The sequence below is a fragment of the Herbaspirillum sp. 1130 genome, from assembly GCF_017833835.1.
GTDB lineage: Bacteria > Pseudomonadota > Gammaproteobacteria > Burkholderiales > Burkholderiaceae_D > Herbaspirillum > Herbaspirillum huttiense.
This window is the reverse complement of sequence record NZ_JAFICQ010000004.1, coordinates 28,726-54,950: the sequence shown is the minus strand read 5'-3', so window position 1 is coordinate 54,950 and position 26,225 is coordinate 28,726. Positions and strand designations below refer to the sequence as shown.

At 63.7% G+C, this 26,225-nt stretch carries 23 protein-coding genes; 22 read left to right on the top strand and 1 reads right to left on the bottom strand.

Features of this window, described 5'->3' with window-relative positions; translation table 11 throughout:
* Window positions 1-45 precede the first annotated feature (45 nt).
* From asd to JOD78_RS17885, 12 genes are all read left to right on the top strand, one after another.
* Complete coding sequence (gene asd, locus JOD78_RS17940) at window positions 46-1,158, top strand: aspartate-semialdehyde dehydrogenase (RefSeq protein ID WP_039784953.1); 1,113 nt, start codon at window positions 46-48, stop codon at window positions 1,156-1,158.
* A gap of 460 nt (window positions 1,159-1,618) precedes the next feature.
* Window positions 1,619-4,327, top strand: a complete 2,709-nt coding sequence (locus JOD78_RS17935) for a FimV/HubP family polar landmark protein (RefSeq protein ID WP_209567217.1) — start codon at window positions 1,619-1,621, stop codon at window positions 4,325-4,327.
* Window positions 4,328-4,489: 162 nt separating this feature from the next.
* Window positions 4,490-5,398, top strand: a complete 909-nt coding sequence (locus JOD78_RS17930; RefSeq protein WP_121045007.1) for a tRNA pseudouridine synthase A — start codon at window positions 4,490-4,492, stop codon at window positions 5,396-5,398.
* 50 nt (window positions 5,399-5,448) lie between these two features.
* Window positions 5,449-6,117, top strand: coding sequence for a phosphoribosylanthranilate isomerase (locus tag JOD78_RS17925; protein WP_121045005.1), 669 nt, complete (start codon window positions 5,449-5,451; stop codon window positions 6,115-6,117).
* A 31-nt stretch (window positions 6,118-6,148) separates the two neighbouring features.
* Complete coding sequence (trpB, locus tag JOD78_RS17920) at window positions 6,149-7,408, top strand: tryptophan synthase subunit beta (protein ID WP_121045003.1); 1,260 nt, start codon at window positions 6,149-6,151, stop codon at window positions 7,406-7,408.
* Window positions 7,409-7,485: 77 nt separating this feature from the next.
* Window positions 7,486-8,283 carry a tryptophan synthase subunit alpha gene (gene trpA / locus JOD78_RS17915; RefSeq protein WP_034331676.1) on the top strand — a complete coding sequence of 266 codons (798 nt, stop codon included), beginning with the start codon at window positions 7,486-7,488 and terminating at the stop codon, window positions 8,281-8,283.
* Between the two features lie 197 nt (window positions 8,284-8,480).
* The gene (gene accD, locus JOD78_RS17910; protein WP_034331674.1) at window positions 8,481-9,350 is read left to right on the top strand and encodes an acetyl-CoA carboxylase, carboxyltransferase subunit beta; all 870 of its coding nucleotides are present in this window, start codon (window positions 8,481-8,483) and stop codon (window positions 9,348-9,350) included.
* Window positions 9,351-9,474: 124 nt separating this feature from the next.
* Window positions 9,475-10,788, top strand: a complete 1,314-nt coding sequence (folC, locus tag JOD78_RS17905; RefSeq protein ID WP_209567216.1) for a bifunctional tetrahydrofolate synthase/dihydrofolate synthase — start codon at window positions 9,475-9,477, stop codon at window positions 10,786-10,788.
* A gap of 106 nt (window positions 10,789-10,894) precedes the next feature.
* A complete protein-coding gene (locus JOD78_RS17900; RefSeq protein WP_121045000.1) occupies window positions 10,895-11,872 on the top strand; it encodes an SPOR domain-containing protein in 978 nt (325 codons plus the stop codon).
* 34 nt (window positions 11,873-11,906) lie between these two features.
* Complete coding sequence (locus tag JOD78_RS17895; protein WP_209567215.1) at window positions 11,907-12,407, top strand: CvpA family protein; 501 nt, start codon at window positions 11,907-11,909, stop codon at window positions 12,405-12,407.
* A 95-nt stretch (window positions 12,408-12,502) separates the two neighbouring features.
* Window positions 12,503-14,023, top strand: coding sequence for an amidophosphoribosyltransferase (gene purF, locus JOD78_RS17890; RefSeq protein WP_088754955.1), 1,521 nt, complete (start codon window positions 12,503-12,505; stop codon window positions 14,021-14,023).
* Window positions 14,024-14,191: 168 nt separating this feature from the next.
* Window positions 14,192-15,433, top strand: coding sequence for a cystathionine gamma-synthase family protein (locus JOD78_RS17885; RefSeq protein WP_209567214.1), 1,242 nt, complete (start codon window positions 14,192-14,194; stop codon window positions 15,431-15,433).
* 126 nt (window positions 15,434-15,559) lie between these two features.
* Here the strand turns inward: JOD78_RS17885 and JOD78_RS17880 are convergent, their stop codons facing one another.
* Complete coding sequence (locus JOD78_RS17880; RefSeq protein ID WP_121044995.1) at window positions 15,560-16,156, bottom strand: TIGR00730 family Rossman fold protein; 597 nt, start codon at window positions 16,154-16,156, stop codon at window positions 15,560-15,562.
* A 251-nt stretch (window positions 16,157-16,407) separates the two neighbouring features.
* On the opposite strand from JOD78_RS17880, the gene JOD78_RS17875 reads away from it, so the two are divergent.
* From JOD78_RS17875 to JOD78_RS17830, 10 genes are all read left to right on the top strand, one after another.
* Window positions 16,408-17,424, top strand: a complete 1,017-nt coding sequence (locus tag JOD78_RS17875) for a patatin-like phospholipase family protein (protein WP_209567213.1) — start codon at window positions 16,408-16,410, stop codon at window positions 17,422-17,424.
* A gap of 104 nt (window positions 17,425-17,528) precedes the next feature.
* Window positions 17,529-18,431, top strand: a complete 903-nt coding sequence (locus JOD78_RS17870; RefSeq protein WP_209567212.1) for an alpha/beta hydrolase — start codon at window positions 17,529-17,531, stop codon at window positions 18,429-18,431.
* A gap of 136 nt (window positions 18,432-18,567) precedes the next feature.
* Window positions 18,568-19,410, top strand: a complete 843-nt coding sequence (locus tag JOD78_RS17865; RefSeq protein WP_121044991.1) for a 3',5'-nucleoside bisphosphate phosphatase — start codon at window positions 18,568-18,570, stop codon at window positions 19,408-19,410.
* Between the two features lie 64 nt (window positions 19,411-19,474).
* Window positions 19,475-20,350 (top strand): protease HtpX, encoded by an 876-nt coding sequence (gene htpX, locus JOD78_RS17860; RefSeq protein ID WP_121044989.1) that lies wholly within the window; start codon window positions 19,475-19,477, stop codon window positions 20,348-20,350.
* A gap of 86 nt (window positions 20,351-20,436) precedes the next feature.
* Entirely contained in the window at window positions 20,437-21,072 is a 636-nt protein-coding gene (locus JOD78_RS17855) for an L-threonylcarbamoyladenylate synthase (RefSeq protein ID WP_121044987.1), read from the top strand.
* Window positions 21,073-21,162: 90 nt separating this feature from the next.
* Window positions 21,163-21,822 (top strand): site-2 protease family protein, encoded by a 660-nt coding sequence (locus tag JOD78_RS17850; protein ID WP_039784686.1) that lies wholly within the window; start codon window positions 21,163-21,165, stop codon window positions 21,820-21,822.
* A 61-nt stretch (window positions 21,823-21,883) separates the two neighbouring features.
* The gene (locus JOD78_RS17845; protein WP_204725764.1) at window positions 21,884-23,083 is read left to right on the top strand and encodes a tryptophan--tRNA ligase; all 1,200 of its coding nucleotides are present in this window, start codon (window positions 21,884-21,886) and stop codon (window positions 23,081-23,083) included.
* 162 nt (window positions 23,084-23,245) lie between these two features.
* The gene (gene dapA, locus JOD78_RS17840; protein ID WP_039784688.1) at window positions 23,246-24,124 is read left to right on the top strand and encodes a 4-hydroxy-tetrahydrodipicolinate synthase; all 879 of its coding nucleotides are present in this window, start codon (window positions 23,246-23,248) and stop codon (window positions 24,122-24,124) included.
* A 61-nt stretch (window positions 24,125-24,185) separates the two neighbouring features.
* Window positions 24,186-25,367 carry an outer membrane protein assembly factor BamC gene (gene bamC, locus JOD78_RS17835; RefSeq protein ID WP_121044981.1) on the top strand — a complete coding sequence of 394 codons (1,182 nt, stop codon included), beginning with the start codon at window positions 24,186-24,188 and terminating at the stop codon, window positions 25,365-25,367.
* An 18-nt stretch (window positions 25,368-25,385) separates the two neighbouring features.
* Entirely contained in the window at window positions 25,386-26,171 is a 786-nt protein-coding gene (locus JOD78_RS17830; protein ID WP_121044979.1) for an MBL fold metallo-hydrolase, read from the top strand.
* The last annotated feature ends 54 nt before the right edge of the window (window positions 26,172-26,225 follow it).

Below are 26,225 nucleotides of genomic sequence, written 5' to 3'. Positions count from 1 at the left end.
TCAATCTGATTTGTTCACCATGGAAGTTCTAAATAGGGAAAGATGATGAAACTGGTTGGTTTGGTTGGCTGGCGTGGAATGGTGGGTTCGGTCCTGATGCAACGCATGCAGGATGAAGGTGATTTCGATCACATCGAACCGGTGTTTTTCTCGACTTCGAATGCGGGCGGCAAGGCGCCGTCGTTTGCCAAAACGGCAACGACCCTGAAAGACGCCAACAGCATTGAAGAACTGAAGAAATGCGACATCATCATCACCGCACAGGGCGGCGACTACACCAATGAGATCTTCCCCAAGCTGCGCGCCGCTGGCTGGGATGGCTACTGGATCGACGCCGCTTCCTCGCTGCGCATGAAGGATGACGCCGTGATCGTGCTGGATCCTGTCAACAACAACGTCATCAAGGATGCGCTGGCCAAGGGTGTGAAGAACTACATCGGCGGCAACTGCACCAACTCCATCCTGCTGATGGGCGTGGGCGGCCTGTTCAAGGAAGGCCTGGTCGAGTGGGTCAGTTCCATGACCTACCAGGCCGCTTCCGGCGGCGGCGCCAACCACATGCGCGAGCTGTTGAAGGGCATGGGCGTCATCAACGCGGCGGTGGCCGATGAGCTGGCGACCCCGTCTTCGGCCATCCTGGACATCGACCGCAAGGTTGCCAAGACCATCCGTGAAGACGTGCCGACCGAATTCTTCGGCGCGCCGCTGGCTGGCGGCCTGATCCCCTGGATCGACGCCCAGCTGGAAAACGGCCAGTCCAAGGAAGAGTGGAAGGGCCAGGCTGAAGTCAACAAGATCCTGGGCAACGAGCAGATCATCCCGGTGGACGGCCTGTGCGTGCGTATCGGCGCGATGCGCTGCCATAGCCTGGCGCTGACCATCAAGCTCAAGCGCGACCTGCCCCTGGCCGAGATCGAGTCCATCATCCGTGCCGGCAACCAGTGGGTGAAGTGGGTGCCCAATGACCGCGCCGTCACGGTCAAGGAACTGACCCCGGCGTCCATCACCGGCGGCCTGGAAATCGGCGTGGGCCGCGTGCGCAAGCTGAACCAAGGGCCGGAATACATCTCCGCCTTCGTCATCGGCGACCAGCTGCTGTGGGGCGCGGCCGAACCGCTGCGCCGCATGCTGCGCATCATCCTGGGCAACCTGGAGTGATGCCGGCGGCCGGGATTCATCCCGGTCACTGCACCCGCTGCGTTGCTGCAATGCGAATAGGACTTGCCTTTCGCGTTGTCAGTCTGCAACAATAGCCCGCCAGCGTCCATGCGAGTGGATGCTGGCGGGTTTTTCTCATCTTGAGAAAGTAAGTACACTTGCGGGTGTAAGTTCTTGATGTTAATTTGAAAAGCCAATCCATTTCATGAAAGCCAACATGTGGCAGCGCCCCGGACGGACGCCTGCTGGATTTGATGAAATGGATCTGCTCCGTCCGCTGGCCTGCAAGAAAAGCCGTGAAAACAGCAAGCCGGCACGGACAAGGAGTGGCGCAGGCCGGGTTGCAGGCCGCGCGGCATCTGCCCCATTCACGGAGTGGTACGGCATTCCCAGGCCAGCACCGGGTTGAACGCCAGCGTGACGGGTTTGAAGCGGAACGTTTCTCTAAGCCAAACAAAACATGCCTGTACATACCAACAAGAAGCTTCCCCTGTCCCAGATGAAGACACTCAGCGCTGCCATCGCGCTGGCCATGGCCTTGCCGCTGGGGGCGCAGGCCGCCGCCCTGGGCAAGCTGACCGTGCTCTCGTCGCTGGGCCAGCCGCTGCGCGCGGAGATCGAGGTCACCGCCGTCGGTGCCGACGAGGCCGGCAAGCTCACGGCGCGCCTGGCCCCGGCGGAAGCCTTCCGCCGCGCCAACATGGACTACAACCCGGTGTTGAGTTCGCTGTCCATCGTGCTGGAGCAGCGGCAGGGACGTCATGTCATCCGCATCAGTTCGTCCCAGCCGGTCAGCGATCCCTTCGTCGACCTGTTGCTGGAACTGGGTTCGGGTGAAGCGCGGCAGTTGCGTGAATATACTTTCCTGCTCGATCCTCCGGACAGCAAGACCCCGCGCAACGCCCAGGTCGCGCCGCTGACACCGGGCAATGCGCAGGCCGCCACGGCGGCTGCGGCCGCGTCACCGGCCACACCGGCCGCCACCCCTGCGCCGGCTGCTGCGATGGCGGCACCTGCTGCGGCTGAACCCGCCGCAGCGCCTGCACCGGCTGCTGCGCCTGCCGCGGCTGCGCCGATGGCCAGTGCGGCGATCCCGGTCAGCGGTGAAGAGCCGGCCACCAGCATCGTGCAGCGTCCTGCTCCTTCGCCGCTGGCCGAAGAACTGATCCGCCGCCAGCAGGCCGCCCCCGAAAATACCCCGGCTTCGGCCAGCCCGGATGCCATGGCGGCCGCGCCGGCCGCCGGTCCTGCCGCCTCCGGCAGCGTGGCCGCCCCCGCAACAGCCCCGGCCGCGGCCAGTGGCGGCAAGAGCACCGATTATCGCGTCAAGCCCGGTGATACGCTGGGCAGCATCGCCAACCGCAACCAGCAGCCCAACGTCTCGCTGGATCAGATGCTGATTGCGCTGTACCGCGCCAATCCGGACGCATTCCAGGGCAACAACATCAACCGTCTGCGGGCGGGCAAGATCCTGTCGATCCCCGACCAGCCCACGGCTGCCGCCGTCGACCGCGACGAAGCGCGCGGCATGGTCATTGCGCAGGCCCAGGACTTCAACGCCTACCGCAACAAGCTGGCAGGCCAGGTCGCCAATGCGCCGGCCGGCAAGGCGGGCAGCAATCGCCAGAGCGGCGGGGGCAAGATCACCGCCCGGGTAGAGGAGCGTTCCGGCACCCAGGATGCACGGGACCGCCTGGAGCTCTCGCGCGCCAACAAGGGCCGTGGCAAGACTGGCAACGCGGGCGCCGCTGCCGAGGACAAGGCGGCCAGCGAACGTGCGCTGGCCGAAGCCAATGACCGCGTCAAGGATCTGGAAAAGAACGTCGACAACCTCCAGAAACTGCTGGAGCTGAAGAACAAGACCATCGCCGACCTGACCGCACAGCAGCAGAAGGAGGCGGAGGCCGCCAAGCCGGCAGCTGCTGCGGCGGCAACGGCCGCGCCCGCCGCCGACAAGCCGGCCGAGGGTGGCGACACCAAGCCCGAGGACAAGCCGATGCCGGCCGCTGCGCCTGCCCCGGCTCCCGTGGCTGCGCCGGCCACTGCGACGCCCGCAGCGGCGGCTCCGGCGGACAAGTCCGCCAAGTCCGGTGGTTTCGTCGACAAGATCAAGGAAAATCCCTACATCGTGGCCGGTGCGGGCGTCCTGGTCGCGCTGCTGGCAGTCGGTGGCGGCGTGCTGGCCATGCGCCGCCGCAAGAAGAAGTCCGAGGACGGACCGGCTGAACCTGCCATCGAGCCTGAGCCTGCGCCTTCACCTGAACCCGTGGCGGCGGTGGCTGCCGTCGCACCCGAGCCCGAGCCTGAATCTGAGCCCGCTCCGGTGGCCGAGCCCGAGCCCGCCGCCGAAGCTGTCGTGGCACCGGTGGTGGCGGCACCTGTCGAAGAGCCGCCGGTCGACCCGATCGCCGAGGCCGACATGTACATCGCCTATGGCCGCGACGAACAGGCCGAGGACATCCTCAAGCTGGCCCTGCAGACGCAGCCCGAGCGCCAGGCCCTGCACGCCAAGCTGCTGGAGATTTATGCCAAGCGCGGCGACGTGGACAATTTCAACCGCGTGGCGCTGAACCTGCATGCCCTGAGCGGCGGCCTCAACGAAGCCTGGGTCAAGGCGGCTGCACTGGGCCTCACCATCGATCCGACCAATCCGCTGTATGGTGGCACACCGGCCGAGCCGGAGCCTGAGCCGGAAGAAGCTCCGGGCATGGAATTCGACCTGTCCGACTTCAAGGCGGCCGAGGTACAGCCGGAAGCCACGCCGGCGCCGGCGGCCGCCATGGACCTGGGCAAGGACATCGATTTCGACCTGGATCTGGAAAACGGCGCCAAGCCGGATGCCGACGAGCCCATCCTGCCGGCCTCCAGCGGCGCGGCCTCGGCCTCCATGCTGCTGGACAGCCTGGACGATGCGCCGGCGGCCACGACTCTGGCCGATCTGGACCTGAGCCTGCCGGAAGACACCCCGGCACCGTCAGCGGCCAACATTCTGGAAGAGGACGAGGAATCGGCCTTCGAGCAGGAAATGACCACCAAGCTGGACCTGGCCGCCGCCTATGAAGAAATCGGCGACAAGGAAGGCGCCCGCGAATTGCTGGAAGAAGTGATGCGCGGCGGCAATGACGCCCAGGTGGCGCGCGCCAAGGCCATGATCGCCGCCCTGGGCTGATCCCGGCATCAGGAGCGATTACAATAGCTTCATCTCGCGGGCAGCTCGCATGAGCTGCCCGTTCGTTTTTATCGTGCCGCCAGACCGTGGTGTGCGGGCTGTATGAAGCTTTCTGCAGGCTTGCGCAGGAACCCGGCCGCTTGCGGCAGGCAGTGAACATCCATGACAGAACTTTCTTCCCCGTCCGAGGGCCTGCGCCGTGTGGTGCTGGGCGTGCAATACGACGGCGCCAGCTGGCAGGGCTGGCAGACCCAGCCGCACCGCCAGACCGTGCAGGACCAGCTGGAAGCCGCCCTGCGGCGCTTCAGCACGACCCCGATTGCGACCACCTGCGCCGGCCGCACCGATTCGGGCGTGCATGCGCTGGAGCAGGTCGTGCATTTCGATACGGCCATTGCCCGCGACAGCTTTTCCTGGGTGCGTGGCACCAATGCGTTTTTGCCGCCCACGATCGCGGTGCGCTGGGCCTGCGAGCTGCCCTGGGTGGATGACGCGGCCATCGCCGGCGCCACTGCTGCGGCCCAGGCGGCCGAGTTGCACGGGGCCGAGCGGGAAGGGGCCGAGAGCCTGGCCCAATTCGGTTTCCATGCGCGCTTTTCAGCCATCGCCCGTACTTATCACTACGTGCTCTACAACCACGCGGTGCGCTCGCCGCTGCTGGCCGGCAAGGCTGGCTGGACTTTCCGCCCGCTGGACGCTGACCGCATGCACCGCGCCGCGCAATACCTGATCGGTGAACATGACTTCACCAGCTTCCGCGCCGTGGAGTGCCAGGCCAAGTCGCCGGTGCGCAAGATGGAAAGCATCGCCGTGCGCCGCCATGGCGACATGATCGTTTTCACCCTCAAGGCCAATGCCTTCCTGCACCACATGGTGCGCAACATCGTCGGTTCGCTGATCGTGGTCGGCAGCGGCAAGCACGGACCGGAATGGATGGGGGAGGTGCTGGCCCTGCGCGATCGCAGCCGCGCCGCACCGACCTTCATGCCAGACGGCCTGTACCTGGCGCGGGTCGACTATCCGGATAGCTGGGCGCTGCCGCAGGAGGCGCGGTCCTGGCCCTGGCTGTGAGGCTGTCGGCGGCCAGACCCGTAGAAGTTTTCACCCATGAGGCAATCTCCATGAGCTTTCGTACCCGCATCAAGATCTGTGGCCTGACCCGTGAAGAAGATGTCCGCGCCACCGTGGCCGCCGGCGCCGATGCGCTGGGCCTGGTGTTCTATCCGAAGAGCCCGCGCTACGTGACGCCGCAGCGTGCCGGCGAGCTCGCACGTGCGGTGCCGCCTTTCGTGAGCATCGTCGGGCTGTTCGTCAATCCGACCCTGGAAGAGGTGCAGCAGGTACTGGCCGAGGCGCCGCTCACGGTGCTGCAGTTCCACGGCGACGAGACGCCCGAGCAGTGCGCCGCCATCGCCCGGGCCGTTGTCAGACCCTTCATACGCGCGGCCAGAATAGGAAGTTCGACGCAGCCCGCGGATTTGTTAGAATACGAGCGGGCATATCGCTCTGCCAGTCCGTTTTTCACCGGACTGCTGCTCGACACCCTGGTCGAGGAGTATGGCGGCAGCGGAAAGGTTTTCGATTGGTCTCTCATTCCAAAAGAACTCGCGCCTCGGGCCGTTTTGAGTGGTGGCTTGAGCGTACACAACGTCACTGAGGCGGTCGCTGGCGTTCGCCCCTACGCGGTCGACATCAGCAGTGGCGTAGAAGCCGCCAAGGGCATCAAGGATGCCGCCAGGATAGAGGCCTTCATCCAGGCCGTGCGTCTGGCGGATGCTACCCCCGCGTAGCACACCTCCCAACGAGTTTCAGAGGAACACCATGAAAGAATTGAATCCCCTCGGCGGTTTCGCCGAGCGTCAAGCCATTCCCGCCGCCGCCCTGCACCAGACGGCCAATTACAACCTGCCCGACGCCCGTGGCCACTTCGGTCCCTACGGCGGCAGCTTCGTCTCCGAGACGCTGACCCTGGCCTTGAACGAGCTGCGCGATGCCTATGCGAAGTATCAGCACGATGAACAGTTCCTGGCCGAATTCCATACCGAACTGAAACATTTCGTCGGCCGCCCCAGCCCCGTGTATCACGCCAAGCGCTGGTCCGAGATCGCCGGCGGCGCGCAGATCTACTTCAAGCGCGAAGACCTGAACCACACCGGCGCCCACAAGATCAACAACGTGATCGGCCAGGCCTTGCTGGCCAAGCGCATGGGCAAGAAGCGCATCATCGCCGAGACTGGCGCCGGCCAGCACGGCGTGGCGACCGCCACCATCTGTGCGCGCTTCGGCATGGAATGCATCGTCTACATGGGCAGCGAAGACGTGAAGCGCCAGCTGCAGAACGTCTACCGCATGAACCTGCTGGGCGCCAAGGTGGTGCCGGTGGAATCCGGTTCCAAGACCTTGAAGGATGCGCTCAATGAAGCCATGCGCGACTGGGTCACCAACGTCGAGACCACCTTCTACATCATCGGTACCGTCGCCGGTCCGCACCCCTATCCGATGATGGTGCGCGACTTCCAGTCGGTGATTGGCAACGAGTGCATCCAGCAGATGCCGGAAATCGCCTCGCGCCAGCCGGACTACGTGGTGGCCTGCGTCGGTGGCGGTTCCAACGCCATGGGCATCTTCTATCCCTACATCGACTATCCGGACGTCAAGCTGGTCGGCGTGGAAGCCGCCGGCGACGGCCTGGACACCGGCCGTCACTCGGCCTCGCTGACCCTGGGCTCGCCCGGCGTGCTGCACGGCAACCGCACTTACCTGCTGCAGGATGCCAACGGCCAGATCATCGAGACCCATTCGGTCTCGGCCGGCCTGGATTATCCGGGCGTGGGTCCGGAACACGCCTGGCTGAAGGACAGCGCCCGCGCCAGCTACGCCTGCATCACTGATGAAGAAGCGCTGGAAGCCTTCCATAACTGCTGCCGCATCGAAGGCATCATCCCGGCGCTGGAGTCCAGCCATGCCCTGGCCCATGCGGCCAAGCTGGCGGCGACCTTGCCCAAGGACCAGATCGTGCTGGTCAACTTGTCCGGCCGTGGGGACAAGGACATGCATACCGTGCAACAGCATCAGGGTTGATCGGCCCAGCTGGCCCGCACGTGCCGGTCGGCTCTTTGGAGCCGGTCGGCAGTTTCGACAAAAAACTTCATATCATCATGTCCAGAATCCAGACCACCTTTTCCCAACTGGCCGAGCAGAAGCGCAAGGCGCTCATTACCTTCATTACCGCCGGTGACCCGGCCCCCGAGCTGACCGTGCCGCTGCTGCACGCGCTGGTGGCCGGCGGCGTCGACATCCTCGAACTGGGCGTGCCGTTCTCCGACCCCATGGCCGAAGGCCCGGTGATCCAGCGCGCCTGCGAACGCGCCTTGAAATTCGGCATCAGCACCCACGACGTGCTGGGCTACGTGCGCGAATTCCGCAAGACCAACAGCCACACCCCCATCGTGCTGATGGGCTATGCCAATCCCATCGAACGCTTTGGCGTGGATGCCTTCATCGCAGCGGCCAGCGAGGCGGGCGTGGATGGCACCATCGTGGTGGACTATCCGCCCGAGGAATGTGAAGAATTCTCCCAAAAGATGCAGGCCAGGGGCATGGACCCGATCTTCCTGCTGGCCCCGACCTCTTCGGAAGAACGTATCCGCCAGGTGGCGGCCGTCAGCAGCGGCTTCTGCTATTACGTTTCGTTGAAGGGCGTCACCGGCGCCGGCCACATCGACACGGCCGAAGTGGCCGAGCGCATCGCCGCCATCCGCCAGCACGTGAAGCTGCCCATCGCGGTGGGCTTCGGCATCCGTGATGGCGCGACCGCCCGTACCGTCGGCAGCGTGGCCGATGCGGTCGTGATCGGCAGCCGCATCATTGCCGAACTGGAAAACACCCCGCATGACCAGGCCTGCGCAGCCGTGCAAGCCTTCGTCACCGATATCCGCCAGGCGCTGGACGCCTGAGCGGCAGCGTCCCGGTCCGGCAGGGCAGGGGAGCGCAATGAGGAGCCTCCGGCAGCGTCCGGAGGCTTTGTTTTTTGATACGGCGCAAGCGGGCAGCGTGAATTTACTTGCTCGCCAGAAAGCATGACCGTGCTTTACGTCCGCCGCCGGTGGGCTCTGGTACAATGCGCGCCACCGGAAACATCTATGAGGTCTCTATGAGCTGGCTCGAGAAGTTATTGCCACCCCAGATTCAACGCGGTTCCACCAGCCGCAAAGCCATCCCGGAAGGTTTGTGGGTCAAGTGCCCCTCCTGCGAGGCCGTGCTGTACCGTACCGACCTGGAATCGAACCTGCATGTCTGCCCCAAGTGCAGCCACCACATGCGCATCCGCGCCCGCGCTCGTCTCGATGCCCTGCTCGACGAAGGCGGCCGCTATGAGATCGGCCAGGAAGCCCTGCCGGTCGATACCCTGAAGTTCAAGGACAGCAAGAAGTACCCCGATCGCCTGAAGGACGCCATGGAATCCACCGGCGAAACCGACGCCATGGTGGTCATGGGCGGCGCCATCATGACCCTGCCGGTCGTGGTGGCCTGCTTCGAGTTCGAATTCATGGGCGGTTCCATGGGCTCCGTGGTCGGCGAGCGCTTTGCGCGCGGTGCCCAGGCGGCATTGGAACAGAAGGTCCCCTTCATCTGCATCACCGCCACGGGTGGCGCGCGCATGCAGGAAGGCCTGCTGTCGCTGATGCAGATGGCCAAGACCACCGCCATGCTGACCAAGCTGTCGGAAAAGAAGCTGCCCTTCATCAGCGTGCTGACCGACCCGACCATGGGCGGCGTCTCGGCGTCCTTCGCCTTCATGGGCGACGTGGTGATGGCCGAACCCAAGGCCCTGATCGGCTTTGCCGGCCCGCGCGTGATCGAGAACACGGTGCGCGAGAAGCTGCCGGAAGGCTTCCAGCGTGCTGAATTCCTGGTCACCAAGGGCGCCATCGACATGATCGTCGACCGCCGCAAGATGCGCGAGGAAATCGCCCATCTGCTGGCCCTGCTGCAAAATCAGTCCGCCGAAACGGTTTCCTGATTAGCCGCTATACTTCAGGCCCGGATTTGCAGAAGTGCAAATCCGGGCTTTGTCTTTTCGACATCCGCAAGCCGTAATCCGTAATCCGTTTTTCGAGCAGCAGCTTCACCGACCGAGACGCGCCATGACTTCCCAAGCCTCCCCGACTCCCGCCACCTTGAACGAATGGCTGGCCCTGCTGGAACAACGCCACTTCAAGCAGATCGACATGGGCCTGGACCGCGTGCTGGCCGTCAAGGAAAAGCTCGACATCCGCTTCGACTGCCCCGTCATCATGATGGCCGGCACCAATGGCAAGGGTTCCACCTGCGCCATGCTGGAATCCATCCTGCTGCGCGCCGGTTATCGCGTGGGCCTGTACATCAAGCCGCATTTCCTGCATTTCAATGAGCGCGCCCGCCTGTCCGGCGACATGGCCAGCGATGCCCAGCTGATCGCCGCCTTCGAGGCGGTGGAGGCCCAGCGCGGCGACATCTCGCTGACCTATTTCGAATTCACCACCCTGGCCATCATGAAGCTGCTGGCCGATGCCCGGCAGGATGTGGTGATCCTGGAAGTCGGTCTGGGCGGCCGCCTGGATGCGGTCAACGTGATCGATGCCGATGTGGCCATCGTCACCAGCATCGACATCGACCACACCGAATACCTGGGCGAGACGCGCGAAGAGATCGGTTTCGAGAAAGCCGGCATCTTCCGTCCCGGCAAGGTCGCCGTGTGTGGCGACCCGGTGCCGCCCAAGTCGCTCATCGCTCACGCCGAGAAGATCGGTGCAGACCTGTGGCTCATGGGCCGCGACTTCAACTACCAGGGCGACAAGCAGCAATGGGCCTATGGCGGGCGCGGCATGCGCCGCAATTCGCTGGCCTATCCCAGCCTGCGCGGTGCCAACCAGATCCTCAACGCCTCGGCCGCCCTGGCTGCGCTGGAAGCCCTGCGCGAAGTGCTGCCGGTGGGTGCCCAGGAGGTGCGCACCGGCCTGGCCACGGTGGAGCTGCCGGGCCGCTTCCAGGTGCTGCCGGGCCAGCCGCTGGTGATCCTGGATGTGGCCCACAACCCGCATGCGGCCGCCACGCTGGCGCAGAACCTGGACAACATGGGCTTCCACCCCTACACCTACGCGGTGTTCGGCTCCATGCTGGACAAGGACATCGAAGGCGTCATCGGCCACCTCAAGGACAAGATCGATCACTGGTGCGTGACCGATCTGCCGCTGCCGCGCGCGGCCAGCGCGCAACAGCTCAAGGAAGCCCTGCTGGGGGCCGGCGTGCAGCCGGAATTCAGGCGGGACGCGGCACGCAGCGTAGAAACCTTCACTACACCGGCGGAGGCGTATGCAAATGCATTAAGCAGAGCAGGGGAGAATGATAGAATTGTGGTTTTCGGGTCCTTCCTGACCGTAGCCGGCGTCATGCAGGCGCGCCGCCCCGGTCTGCACTGATTCCGAACCCGCGTTCCGGAGCCGGCCGTCCTTGCCAGACGGTGCCAGGACCTGAGTGGCCAGGCAGGTTTTCCACGATTTCCAGATCAATTCAAGACGACTCCGCATGGGCTTGTTCTCGTTTTTCCGTAAAAACAAGCAGGATTCTTCTGCTGACCAAGGGTCCTTCCGTTCACGTTCCGAGGAGCAATCTTCCGTCATCCGCAGCCGTAGCAGCCGCAGTGCGGCCAGTGGTGCCGCCGGTTCTGCCCGCAGCAGCCGCAGCAAGGCCGGCAAGGATGCCGCTGCCGATCCGCTGTTGCCGGAAAAGAAACGTGCCCGCCGCCGCCTGATCGGTGCCGTCGCGCTGACGCTGGCCGTGGTGATCGTGTTGCCGATGATCCTCGATTCCGAGCCCAAGCCGCTCAACGACGACATCGCCATCCAGATCCCGTCCAAGGACCAGCCGGCTTCCGGCGTGGCCCAGCCGGGTGGCCGTGATGCCAAGCAGGCTTCGCTGGACCAGAAGGAAGAGATCGTCGAGCCGTCCAGCATCGCCCCTGAGCCCGCAGCAGCGGCCACGCCGGCTGCCCCGGCCCAGCCGGTGACGCCGCCGGTGGCTGCCGTGGCACCCAAGGTGGTCGAGAAGCCGGCTGACAAGCCGGTGGAAAAGCATACTGAAAAGCCCGCCCCCAAGGCCGAGGAAAAGAAGCCGGCCGTGGCCGAGCACAAGGAAGAACCGAAGAAGGAAGCCGCCAAGCCCAAGGCGCCTGCGCACACTGCCGACGACGATGCCGCTCGTGCGCTGGCCATTCTCGAGGGCAAGCCGGCCAGTGCCGCTGCGGCCCCGGCGGAAAAGAAACCGGCCGCGGCCGGTGGCAAGTTCGTCATCCAGGTGGCTGCGCTGGCCACCCAGGACAAGGTCAATGAATTGCGCAACAAGCTCAGCGCCGCTGGCATCCATTCGTACACGCAAAAGATCGCAACCGAGGCAGGAGAGCGCACGCGGATTCGCGTCGGCCCCTTCGCCAGCCGCGAGGAAGCCGAACGCATGGGCGGCCGAATCAAGAAGCTGGGCCTGAATGCCACGATTGTTCCTGCTTGAATTTGGCTACAGATAGCCGCATATTGTTGTCATCGTGACGATATTTGACTACCTGGTGCTGCTGATCCTTGTCTGTTCAGTGATCATCGGCACCCTGCGCGGACTGGTGCGCGAGGTGTTGTCGCTGGCCGGCTGGATCGTCGCGCTGGTGGTGGCCAATACTTATGGCGAGGCGCTGTCGGGCATGTTGCCGGATGTGGTGCCCGGTGAACTGACCCGCTTGATCGTGGCCTTCATTGCGCTCTTCATCGGCACGCGCCTGTTGATGGCGCTGGTGGCCAAGACGCTGGGCGAGCTGGTCAAGGCGACTGGCCTGGGTTTCCTCGATCGCACGCTGGGCAGCATTTTCGGTGTGGCGCGTGGGGTATTGCTGGTGGTGGCGGTGGCCTTGCTGTGCGGTACCACGGCCATTCCGCAACAGGATTTCTGGAAGCAGGCGCGCTTCAGTCCCTGGGTCGAGCAGGCCGCCGAAGCGGTGCTGCCCTACCTGCCGGGCAAGCTGGCCGAGCATGTGAGTTTTTGCACTCCGGTGTGAGCGGATGGGCGCCCCGTGGCGGGGACCATAGTATCGCGGGAGTGGCGTGGCAGTCGTGGTTCATTTTCGTTTTCGTTTTTCGTTAGGAGTCCACCATGTGTGGCATCGTCGGTATCGTCTCTCATAGTCCCGTCAACCAGATGCTGTATGACGCGCTGCTGCTGCTGCAGCACCGCGGCCAGGATGCGGCGGGGATCGCAACCAACCACAGCAACGGTTTCTCGATGCACAAGGCCAATGGCCTGGTGCGCGACGTGTTCCGTACCCGCAACATGCGCTCGCTGCCCGGCAACACCGGCATCGGCCAGGTGCGCTACCCGACCGCAGGCAGCTCGTCCTCGGAAGAAGAAGCGCAGCCCTTCTACGTCAATGCCCCCTTCGGCATCATCCTGGCGCACAACGGCAACCTGACCAATGCGGAACAGTTGAAGATCGAGATGTTCAAGAACGATCGCCGCCACATCAACACCGATTCCGATACCGAAGTGCTGTTGAACGTGCTGGCCCACGAGATCCAGCAAGCCACTACCGGCTACTCGCTGGACCCGGCGGCACTCTTCAAGGCCGTGGCCATGGTGCACAAGCGCGTGCGCGGCTCCTACGCCGTGGTGGCGCAGATCGCCGGTTACGGTCTGCTGGGCTTCCGCGATCCGTACGGCATCCGTCCGATGTGCCTGGGCTTCAACGAGAGCGACAAGGGCATCGAATACATGATGGCCAGCGAATCGGTGGCCCTGGAAGGCATGGGCTTCCGCTTCCTGCGCGACGTCAACCCGGGTGAAGCGATCTTCATCGACAACGACGGCAAGCTGTACAACCAGCAATGCGCCGAGAACCCGACGCTGAACCCCTGCGCCTTCGAATACGTCTACCTGGCCCGTCCGGACTCCATCATCGATGGCGCTTCGGTCTACGCCACCCGTCTCAAAATGGGCGAATTCCTGGCCGACAAGATCCGCAGCCAGTTCAAGCATGGCGAGATCGACGTGGTCATGCCGATTCCCGATTCCTCGCGTCCGGCGGCCATGGAACTGGCCCTCAAGCTGGGCATCGAGTACCGCGAAGGCTTCATCAAGAACCGCTACATCGGCCGTACCTTCATCATGCCGGGCCAGGCGCTGCGCAAGAAGTCGGTGCGCCAGAAGCTCAACGCCATCGGCAGCGAATTCAAGGGCAAGAACGTGCTGCTGGTGGATGACTCCATCGTGCGCGGCACCACCAGCCGTGAAATCGTGCAGATGGCCCGCGAGTCGGGCGCCAAGAACGTGATCTTCGCGTCGGCCGCGCCGCCGGTGAAGTTCCCCAACGTGTACGGCATCGACATGCCGACCCGTGACGAACTGATCGCCTTCGGCCGCAGCGACGAAGAAGTCTGCCGCGAGATCACCGCCGACGCCCTGGTGTACCAGGATGTGGAAGCCCTGAAGCGCGCCATCTCCGACGCCAACCCGGCCCTGAAGCAATTCGAGGCCTCCTGCTTCGATGGTCACTACATCACCGGCGACATCACCCAGGAATACCTGGACCGCATCGAATACGCCCGCAAGAATCCCAAGCCGGCGCTGGAAGATGTGGTGCGTTCCCAGCTGAACCTGAACCTGGCGCGCGTGGACTGATCCCCGCCGTCTGATTCCAGGCTGGACCAGGACGCCGGTGGCCGCTTTGGCGGCACCGGCGTTTTGCGTTGATGGGCCATGCAAACCAGCCGACGGGAATCTGGCTTATCATTTTGCCTTTGGCCGTGCGCCGGCCTTGCTCATTTCTTCTGCTTTTCCGATCACGCGATGAACGATAAAAAGACCTACGGCTTCACCACCACCATCCTCCACAGCGACCGCCAGAAGGGCATCGAACACGGGTCGCTGCACAAGCCCATCCACACCTCCGTGACCTTCGGCTATGAAGATGCGCGCCAGCTGGCCGAAGTGTTCCAGGGCAAGCAGCCCGGCTATCGCTATGGTCGCCAGGGCAACCCGACCCTCTCGGCGCTGGAAGACAAGATCACCAAGATGGAAGACGGCAAGTCCACCATCTGCTTCGCCACCGGCATGGCCGCCATTGGTGCCATCGTCCAGGGTCTGCTGCGCGAGGGTGATCATGTGGTGTCCTCGGCTTTCCTGTTCGGCAATACCAATAGCCTGTGGATGACGGTGGGCGCGCAGGGGGCCAAGGTCTCCATGGTCGATGCCACCGATGTGAAGAACGTGGAAGCGGCCATCACGCCGCAGACCCGCCTGGTCTTCGTGGAAACCATCGCCAACCCGCGCACCCAGGTGGCGGACTTGAAGCGCATCGGCGAGCTGTGCCGCGAGCGCGGCATCCTCTACGTGGTGGACAACACCATGACCTCGCCCTATCTGTTCCGTCCCAAGACGGTCGGTGCGGGCCTGGTCGTCAATTCGCTGACCAAGTCCATCGGCGGCCACGGCAATGCCCTCGGTGGCGCCCTGACCGATACCGGTGAATACGACTGGACGCGCTACCCGCACATCGCCGACAGCTACAAGAAGAACCCGGCCCCGCAATGGGGCATGGCGCAGATCCGCGCCAAGGCATTGCGCGACTTCGGCGCCACGCTGGGCCCGGAAGCGGCACACCACATCGCCGTTGGCGCCGAGACCATGGCCCTGCGCCAGGAACGTGAATGCAAGAATGCGCTGGCGCTGGCCCAGATGCTGGAAGCTGATCCGCGCGTGGCAGCGGTCCACTATCCGGGGCTGGAGTCGCATCCGCAGCACGCCTTGTGCAAGCAGCTGTTCCGCTCTTTCGGCAGCCTGATGTCATTCGAGCTGAAGGACAGCATCGATTGCTTCGATTACCTCAACCGGCTGAACCTGGCCGTGGCCGCCAGCAACCTGGGCGACACCCGTACGCTGGTGATCCCGGTGGCGCACACCATCTTCTACGAGATGGGGGCCGAGCGCCGCGCCAGCATGGGCATCGCCGAGTCGCTCATTCGTGTGTCCGTGGGGTTGGAAGATACCGATGACCTGGTGGCCGATTTCCGCCAGGCGCTGGAGGCCTGAAGCGGCAAGCCCGCCATGACGGCGGTTCCAGGCCGAAGTGAATGAAACGACACGCCCGTCGCCTCGCAAGAGGGACGGGCGTTGTCGTTGGTGTCGCCAGATGAACGCTTTTGTAAAAAACCGGTGTCAGGGCACCAGGTTGGCGACCGCTTCGCGATCGGCCCACTTGGTCTTGTAGGTCGGCTTGAAGGTCTGGAAGCGCTCGATCAGCTTGACCGGATCGGCCTCATGCATCATCAGCCCGGACTGGTCGCTGCTGACGAAGCGCTGCGAGACCAGGTGATCGACGAAGGCGATCAGGTTGTTGTAGAAGCCCTCCACGTTGTACAGGCTGATCGGCTTGTAGTGGAAGCCCAGCTGGGCCCAGGTCAGCACCTCGAACAGTTCTTCCAGGGTGCCCATGCCGCCCGGCATGGCCACGAAGCCATCGGAGAGCTCGGCCATCATGGCCTTGCGTTCGTGCATGTCCTTGACGATGTGCAGGCGGGTCAGGCCGTCGTGGCCCAGTTCCTTGTCCAGCAAGGCTTTGGGGATGACGCCGGTGGCTTCGCCGCCCAGCTTCATGACTTCACTGGCGATGATGCCCATCAGGCCCACATTGCCGCCGCCATAGACCAGGGCGATGTTGTTCTTCACCATCTCCTGGGCCAGCTTGCGCGCTGCCTCGGCATAGGCCGGGGAAGCGCCGGGGGAAGAACCGCAATATACGCAAATCGATTTCATGTGTCCTCTGCTGTGTCCGTCGTTACGTCAGTACATGGTTACAATGGCTGAGCTGGATAGCCAGATGTTTCCTGCTGGAACCAGAATGTCTCTCCAAGCTGCCACTATCTCCAGCCGTCTTCCTGTTATACCATGATAGTGCAGTGCAGCATAAGCTGAAGTGGTGACGCCGGCGTGACAGCGCGGCACTGCGCATGCGCCCGGCCACATTGTGCGGGTCTGTCACGCGGCACGTGAAGATAAAGGACATCATGTCGAACAAGATCGTCAGTCTGGCCCTGCAAGGCGGGGGCTCGCATGGCGCCTTCACCTGGGGCGTGCTGGATCGTTTGCTGGAGGATGGCCGGCTGGACCTGGAAGGCATCAGCGGTGCCTCGGCCGGGGCCATGAATGCGGCGGTGATGGCCCAGGGCTACGTGCAGGACGGCCGCGACGGTGCCCGTGCGGCGCTGGAGCGCTTCTGGACGGCGCTCTCCAATGGCGTGCCGCTGGACCATGTTACGGCCGAAGGCGCGCCCGTCATCGCCAACCCCACGCCCATGCCCGGTATGCAGGCGCTGCTGGCGATGACGCGCTTCTTCTCGCCCACGCAACTCAATCCGCTGGATATCAATCCCCTGCGCGACATCCTGGTGGAGCAGGTCGATTTCGAACGCCTGCGCAGCCAGCGTGAGCTGAAATTGTTCATTGCGGCCACCCAGGTCAGTACCGGCACGCTGAAGATTTTCCGCAATCCCGATCTGTCGGTAGAAGTGCTGCTGGCCTCGGCCTGCCTGCCTTCGCTGCACCGGCCCATCGAGATTGATGGCGAAGCCTATTGGGATGGCGGCCTGACCGCCAATCCGCCGATTTTCCCGCTCTTGCATTCCTGTGCCGCACGTGACGTGATGGTGGTGCTGCTGCATCCCAGCCGTCGCGCCGGTACGCCCACTTCCAGCCACGACATCGGCCAGCGGCTCTCGGAAATCAGCTTCAGCTCGGCCTTCTTCACCGAGCTGAGCGGACTGGCCCTGGCCAAGCGCGAGGCCGAGAATTCCACTCTGGCCTTCGGCTCGCTGGAACGGCGGCTGCGCCAGCTCAACATCCACATGATCGATGCCAATGAGCTCATGGAGCAGCTGACCAACCTCTCCAAGCTCAATACCCAGGCCAGTTTCATCGGCAGCCTGTTCCAACAGGGCCGCGAGCGCGCCTCGGAATGGCTGGAGCAGAACTTCGCCCAGATCGGTCATGCCTCCACCTTCGACCTCGGACGTTTCCTGCCCTGAGGCGGTTCGCGGGGCAGGGCGGACGCACGATCGTTCACTTTTGTCTATACTTTGCGGCTTGATCCTTCGTTCCGCCCCGCAGTACCGACAAAAAAAGACAAGCCATGCGCCAAACCATCGCCCAGAAAATCTCCCGTTCCGAATTCCTCGACGTGCGCGGCCTGCGCTACCACGTGCGCCACTGGGGCGACCCCCAGGCCCCCAAGATCTTCATGATGCATGGCTGGATGGATATGTCGGCGTCGTTCCAGTTCATGGTCGATGCCCTGCAAGGGGAATGGCACGTAATTGCTCCCGACTGGCGCGGTTTCGGCCTGACCGAGCGGGCCCCGGCGCAGTCCTACTGGTTCCCCGATTATTTGGCCGACCTCGATGCCATCCTTGACCACTACGCCGGTGAGGAGGCCATCAACCTGCTTGGCCACAGCATGGGCGGCAATGTGGTGAGCCTGTATGCGGGCGTGCGCCCCCAGCGCATCAAGCGGCTGGTCAACCTGGAAGGCATCGGCCTGCCCACGGCCAAGCCGGAGCAGGCGCCGGGACGCTTCACGCAATGGCTGGACGAGATGAAGAATCGTCCCGTATTGCGCGGCTACGAGACGCTCGAAGAGGTCGCGGCACGGCTGCAGAAGAACAATGCGCGTCTCTCGGACGAGCGCGCCGGTTTCCTGGCCCAGCATTGGGCGCAGCAGGATGAGAGCGGCCTGTGGCAGATCCTGGGGGATCCGGCCCACAAGCAGGTCAGCCCCATCCTGTACCGGGTCGATGAAATGATGGCCTGCTGGAGCCGCATCACCGCCTCGGTGCTGTGGATCGAGGCGATAGACAGCGATATCTGGCGTTTCTTCGGTCCGGCCTCGTTGAAACGTGAAGAAATCGACCGCCGCATCGCCTGTATCCCCAAGACGCAGGTGGAGATGATCGCCGACGCCGGCCACATGCTGCATCACGACCAGCCCGAGCGGCTGGCACAACTGATCGAGGCTTTCCTGCAGCAGCCGGCCTGAGGCCGGCCGCATCGTGCGGTGCAGTGCGGGGTTGGCATCAAGCGCGTAAAATGGACACATTCCAATCACCCGGACCTCCCTGACCGACGGCAGCCACAAGCGACCGGCGCGGTCGCTGAGGTCATTGCGACTTCCTATGTCTGAACTCAAGTTCGATCTGCATTGCCATTCCAACGTCTCCGACGGCCTGCTGCCGCCGGAGGAGGTGGCCGCGCGCGCCAAGGCCAACGGCGTGGGCGTGTGGGCGCTGACCGACCACGATGAAGTGGGCGGCGTGGCACGCGCCCGGGCGGCTGCGCGCGCGCTGGGCATGGAACATGTGGCCGGCGTGGAAATTTCGGTCACCTGGGCCGGGCATACGGTGCATATCGTGGGCTTGCGCATCGACGAGACCAACCAGGCCCTGGTCGACGGCCTGGCCGCCACCCGCAACGGCCGCGAACGGCGCGCCCGCGAGATCGCCGAGGCGCTGGATCGTCACGGCATTGGCGGCGCGTATGAAGGCGCGTTGAAGCACGTGGGCAACCCCGACCTGATCTCGCGCACGCACTTTGCGCGCTACCTGGTCGAATGCGGCACCTGCTGCGATACCAAGGAAGTCTTCGCCAACTACCTCACCGAAGGCAAGCCCGGCTACGTGCCGCATCGCTGGGCTACGCTGGAAGAGTCGGTGCGCTGGATCCGCGGGGCCGGCGGGGTGGCGGTGATCGCCCATCCGGGGCGCTACAAGTACACCCAGACCCAGTTCGGCGCATTGTTCGACGAGTTCAAGCAACTGGGCGGCGCGGCCATCGAAGTCAATACCGGCAGCCATACGCCGGAGCAGTACCAGGAATACGCCCAGGTGGCGCGCAGCTACGGCTTTCTGGCCTCGATGGGCTCGGATTTCCACGGTCCGGGCGAGTCGCGCATGGACCTCGGGGGATTGCCGCCCCTGCCGACCGGGGTCAAGCCGGTCTGGCATGACTGGGGGCTGTGAAGCTCTTGAATTCAGCAGGCCGATTCCTATCTAATAACCACTTTTCCGATAGGAGTTTTCCCCGATGAAACGCATCCTGCTGTTTATCGCCACCAACATCGCCGTGCTGGTGGTGATGAGCGTGATCCTCTCCCTGCTGGGCGTGGACCGCTTCCTCACGCGTTCCGGCCTGAACCTGCCGATGCTGATGGTGTTCTCGCTGGTGGTCGGCTTCACCGGATCGATCATCTCCTTGCTGATGAGCAAGAGCATGGCCAAGTGGTCCACCGGCGCGCGCGTGATCGAAACGCCCATGAACGGTACCGAAGCCTGGCTGCTGCAGACCGTGGGCAAGCTGGCCCAGCGCGCCGGCATCGGCATGCCGGAAGTGGCGGTCTATGACGGCGAACCCAATGCCTTTGCCACCGGTGCCTTCCGGGATTCGGCCTTGGTGGCGGTGTCCACCGGCCTGCTGCAGGGCATGACGCAGGACGAAGTGGAAGCCGTGCTGGGCCACGAGGTCGCTCACATCGCCAACGGCGACATGGTCACCATGACTCTGATCCAGGGCGTGGTGAATACCTTCGTGGTGTTCCTGTCGCGGGTGGTCGGCTATTTCGTGGATTCGGCCCTGCGCCGCAACAACGAGTCTTCCGGCCCCGGCATCGGTTACATGGTGACGGTGATGGTGTGCCAGATCGTCTTCGGTATCGGTGCCTCGATCATCGTGGCCTGGTTCTCGCGCCATCGTGAATTCCGCGCCGATGCCGGTGCGGCGCGCCTCTTGGGCACGCCCCAGCCGATGATCAATGCCCTGGCGCGCCTGGGCGGCTTTTCGCCGGAAGGCCTGCCGCAGAACATGGCAGCCCTGGGCATCAGCGACAAGCCCGGCATCATGGCGCTGTTCTCGACACACCCGCCGCTGGAACAGCGCATCGCCGCCCTGCGCGGCCAGCGCTAAGCCCGGTGGGCAGCGACAACGGCGGTGGTGACACCGCCGTTGTGCTTTTTACGATTTGGATTTGGATTGGAAACGGAAACCGCATCATGAGCCAGTTTTTCGAGATTCACCCCGACAACCCGCAACTGCGCCTGATCAAGCAAGCCGCGCAGATCATCCACAAGGGCGGCCTGGTTGCCTTGCCCACCGACTCCTGCTACGCGCTGGTCTGTCAGCTGGACAACAAGGATGCCGTGGAGCGTGTGCGCCGCATCCGTGGCGTGGACGACAAGCACCACCTCACCCTGCTGTGCCGCGACCTCTCCGAGATCGCCCAGTACGCCAAGGTGGACAACCGCCAGTACCGCCTGCTGAAGGCCGCCACCCCCGGTGCCTATACCTTCATCCTGGAAGCCACCAAGGAAGTGCCGCGCCGCCTCTCGCACCCCTCGCGCAAGACCATCGGCCTGCGCGTGCCGGAGAACCGCATCGCCCACATGCTGCTGGAAGAACTGGGACAGCCGCTGCTGGGTACCACCCTGATCCTGCCGGACGAAGATCTGCCGCTGACCAGCGCCGAAGACATCCGCAGCCATCTGGAAAAGCAGATCGAACTGGTCATCGACAGCGGTGCCTGCAGCCTGGAGCCGACCACCGTGATTGATCTCACCGATGACAATGAACCCGTGCTGGTACGCCAGGGCAGGGGAGATGCAGGCATCTTCGGTTTGCAGGCTGCCTGAGCGAGTTTTTGTTCACCCACATCCGGCCAGCGGAAGCGGCCCCGAGCGAATCCGGGGCAGTTCGTTGTCCCTCTGCTAAAATCCCCGCCCATGAATGAACTCATCCAGACCGTCGCGGTTTACGCGCTGCCCGTGCTCTTCGCCATCACCCTGCACGAGGCGGCCCATGCCTATGCGGCCAAGTTTTTCGGGGATACCACGGCGTATTCGATGGGGCGCATGAGCCTCAATCCGCTCAAGCACATTGATCCCTTTGGTACCATCCTCATTCCCATCATGCTGTACTTCGCCACCAATGGCGCTTTCCTGTTCGGCTACGCCAAACCGGTGCCGATCAACTTCGGCCACCTGCGCAAGCCCAAGCGCGACATGGCCTGGGTCTCGCTGGCTGGTCCCGCTGCCAATTTCTTCATGGCACTGCTGTGGATGCTGGCCATCTATGCCCTGGCGCTGGGTGGGGTACAGGAAGAATTCTTCACACTGATGGCCAGGGCGGGGGTGCTGACCAACCTGGTGATGTTCGCCTTCAACCTGTTCCCGATTCCGCCGCTGGATGGCGGGCGTATCCTCACCAGCTTGTTGCCGAACAAATATGCGTATAAATTCGCCCAGATCGAGCCCTATGGCTTCTTCATCGTCATGGCGCTGGTGCTGCTCAAGGTGATTTACGCCTGGTGGATGGCCCCCGTGATGTATGTGGCCGGCAAGCTGCTGCAGCTCATTACCTTCCCCATCACCTTGCTGTTCTGATCCTTCATGTCGCTGATCCTGTTCATGTCGAACCGCCACCTGCCAACCAACGCCAAACGCCATGTATCCTGACCGCGTCGTCTCCGGCATGCGCCCCACGGGCGCGCTGCACCTGGGCCACTATCACGGTGCCCTGAAGAACTGGGTCAAGCTGCAATCCGAGCTGCCCTGCCTGTTCTTCGTGGCCGACTGGCATGCGCTGACCACCCATTACGACGATCCCTCCGTGATCGAGACCAGCACCTGGGAAATGGTGATCGACTGGCTCGCCGCCGGGGTTGATCCCTCCCAGGCCACGCTGTTCATCCAGTCGCGCGTGCCCGAGCATGCCGAGCTGCATCTGCTGCTGTCCATGGCCACCCCGCTGGGCTGGCTGGAACGCGTGCCGACCTACAAGGACCAGCAGGAAAAGCTGGCCGACCGCGACCTGGCCACCTACGGCTTCCTGGGCTACCCGCTGCTGCAGGCGGCTGACGTGCTGATCTACCGTGCCAGCCAGGTGCCGGTAGGTGAAGACCAGGTGCCGCACATCGAGATCATGCGCGAGATCGCGCGCCGCTTTAACCACCTGTACGGCAAGGAAAAAGGCTTCGAGGAAAAGGCCCTGGCCGCCACCAAAAAGCTGGGCAGCAAGCGCGCCAAGCTGTACCTGGAACTGCGTACGCAATTCCAGGAAAAGGGCGACGATGAAGCTTTGGAGCAGGCCAAGGCCATGCTGGACGATGCCCAGAACCTGTCGATGATCGATCGTGAACGTTTGTTCGGCTACCTCGAAGGCAGCCGCAAATTGATCCTCACCGAGCCGCAGGCCATGCTCACCGAAGCTTCACGCCTGCCGGGGCTGGATGGGGCCAAGATGTCCAAGAGCTACGGCAACGCCATCGCCCTGCGTGAAGAGGCCGCTTCGGTCACCAAGAAGGTCAAGACCATGCCGACCGACCCGCAGCGCGTGCGTCGCAGCGATCCGGGCGATCCGGACAAATGCCCGGTCTGGCAATTCCACCAGGTTTATTCCACCCCGGAAGTGAAGGAATGGGCCGCCAAGGGCTGCCGTTCGGCCGGGATCGGTTGCCTGGAGTGCAAGCAACCGGTGATTGATGCCATCCTGCAGGAGCAGCAGCCGATGCTGGAACGTGCGCAGCCTTACCTGGACGATCCTTCGCTGGTGCGCGCCATCGTCGCCGATGGCTGCGAGAAAGCGCGCAAGCTGGCCCAGGACACCATGCGCGACGTGCGCGAAGCCATGGGGCTGGGTTATTGACCAGCGGCAAGCGGGCTGCAGGCCTTTGGCGGGCCCGCAGGGGCGGGCTCTCCGGTTTTTTTACGTCCGCTTTCATCTCTGGCAGCCGCAAATTGACCTGATGAGGCGTCTATCCGCTACAATCAGGCCTTTATTCTGACCACCACCTTACATACGCACACCATGATCAAGGGTAGCATTGTTGCAATCGTCACTCCCATGCATCCGGACGGCAGCCTCGACTACGATGGCCTGCGCAAGCTGATCGACTGGCATATCGCCGAGGGAACCGACAGCATCGTCATCGTCGGTACCACCGGCGAATCGCCCACCGTCTCGATGGAAGAGCACTGCGAACTGATCAAGGTCGCGGTCGAGCACACGGCCAAACGCATCCCCATCATCGCCGGTACCGGCGGCAATTCCACTGCCGAAGCCATCGAGCTGACCGCCTTCGCCAAGAAGGTCGGCGCCGACGCCTCGCTGCAGGTGGTGCCGTACTACAACCGTCCGACCCAGGAAGGCATGTACCTGCACTTCAAGACCATCGCCGAAGCGGTGGATCTGCCGGTGATCCTGTACAACGTGCCCGGCCGTACGGTCGCAGACATGAGCAACGAGACCATCCTGCGCCTGGCGCAGGTCAAGGGCATCGTGGGCGTGAAGGATGCTACCGGCAACATCGGCCGCGGCACCGACCTGATCCGCCTGGCCCCCAAGGACTTCGCTGTCTACTCCGGTGATGACGCCACCGCCATCGCCTTGATGCTGTATGGCGGCGCCGGCAACATCTCGGTGACGGCCAACGTCGCCCCGCGCGACATGCACGAGCTGTGCGTGGCTGCCATGAGCGGCAACATCGCCCGTGCCGTGGAACTGAACAACAAGCTGCTGCCGCTGCACAACAAGCTCTTCGTCGAACCCAACCCGGTGCCGGTCAAGTGGGCCATGCAGGAGATGGGGCTGATCCCGTCGGGCATGCGCCTGCCGCTGGCGCCGCTGGGCGAGTCCTTCCACGACACCGTGCGCGCTGCCCTGCGCGAGTCCGGCGTCTTAAACTGATCGGCTTGGCCGTTTTGGCGCAGGTCTCCTGAAATCCGATTCCGCTTTCACTAGTAACGATATGACTAATAGCAATAACGTTCGTCCGGTCTCCCGCTCCGCGTACACACTTACCCAACGCAGCATCGTCGTCGCACTGGCGCTGGCCGGACTGGCAGGATGCTCGTCCATCGGCAACATGCTCGAAGGCGACCGTATCGATTACAAGAGCGCCGAAAAGGCCCGTGGCCCGCGCCTGGAAGTGCCGCCCGACCTGACCCAGCTGCAGCGCGACAACCGCTACGCCATCCCCGAAGCCAACAAGGGTGTGGCCACTGCTTCCGGCTACCAGCTGGAACAGCAGAACAAGCCGACCACCGATGTCACCTCCGTGGCACCGACGTCCAAGGGCAACGAAATCCGTATCGAGCGCGATGGCTCGCAGCGCTGGCTGGTGGTCAAGCAGACCCCGGAACAGCTGTGGCCGCAGATCAAGGACTTCTGGCAGGACAGCGGATTCCTGATCAATATCGAGTCGCCCGATACCGGCGTGATGGAAACCGACTGGGCCGAGAACCGCGCCAAGATCCCGCAGGACTTCATCCGCAATACCCTGGGCAAGGTGTTTGATTCGCTGTACTCCACCGGCGAGCGCGACAAGTTCCGCACCCGTCTGGAACGCGGCCCGAACGGCACCACCGAAATCTTCATCAGCCATCGCGGTGCCGAAGAAGTGCTGACCGGTTCGGCCAAGGAAACCTCGGTCTGGACCGCACGTCCCTCCGATCCTGGCCTGGAAGCTGAATTCCTGTCGCGCCTGATGGTGCGCCTGGGTGCAGAAGAAACCAAGGCCAAGGCAGCCGTGGCCAATGCTCCCTCGCTGCAAGCCCGTTCGCGCCTGCAGAAGACCGCCACCGGCACCAGCGTGCAAGTGGATGAAGGCTTCGACCGCGCATGGCGTCGCGTCGGCCTGGCACTGGACCGCGTGGGCTTCACCGTGGAAGACCGCGACCGCAGCCAGGGCATCTACTTCGTGCGCTACGTGGACCAGAACCAGGATGCCAAGGACAAGAAGGATGACGGTTTCTTCTCGCGCATCTTCAGCTCCAAGGACAAGGACAAGAAGGCTGCCAAGTACCGCATCGTGGTCAAGGGTGCCGGTTCCGACAGCAGCAACATCGTCGTGCAGAACGGCGAGGGCGGTCCGGATACCTCGGGTATCTCCGACAAGATCCTCGGCCTGCTCAACGAACAGCTGAAGTAAGCAGGACCCGGGGCTCAGATGAAGTTCGCGAGCCTCGGTAGCGGCAGCGAAGGCAATGCGCTGCTGATCTCGGCCGCAGCCGGCGACCAGCGTCCCTCCTCGGGGACCACGGTCATGCTGGACTGCGGCTTTACTTTGCGCGAAGCGGAAAAGCGCATGCTGCGCCTGGGCCTGGATCCTTCCGATGTCTCGGCCATCGTGGTCACGCATGAGCATTCGGACCACGTCAGCGGCGTCTTCAAATTCGCGCGGCGCTATCGCATTCCGGTCTGGCTCAGTTATGGCACCTGGCAGGCGGTGGCCGAGCAGGCCAACGATGTCGATGTACGTTTCTGCGCCGATGGCCAGAAGCTTGCCATCGGCGATCTCGAACTCTCGCCCTATACCGTTCCGCACGATGCCCGCGAGCCGGTCCAGTACGTGGCCAGCGATGGTGATCGTCGCCTCGGCGTGTTGACCGATGCCGGCCAGCCGACTGCGCACCTGGTGCAGGCCCTTGATGCCTGCGATGCGCTGCTGCTGGAATGCAATCACGACCGCGACATGCTGGATCGCTCGCCTTATCCCGCCTTCCTCAAGCGCCGCATCGGCGGCGACTACGGCCATCTGGCCAACGACGCCAGCGCCGAGATCCTGCGGCTGCTCGACAAAAGCCGGCTCAAGCGCGTCATCGGCGCTCACCTGAGCCAGCAGAACAACACTCCCGAACTGGCCCGCGCGGCCATCGAAAGCGTACTCGGCACCACTTTTGGCGAGATCGGCATCGCCTGTCAGGAAGAAGGCTTCGCCTGGCTGGACGTCTGATCGCAAAACGCGAGTGGGTCAGCCCTTTGTCAGGCTGTCTGTGTCTTGGGTGCG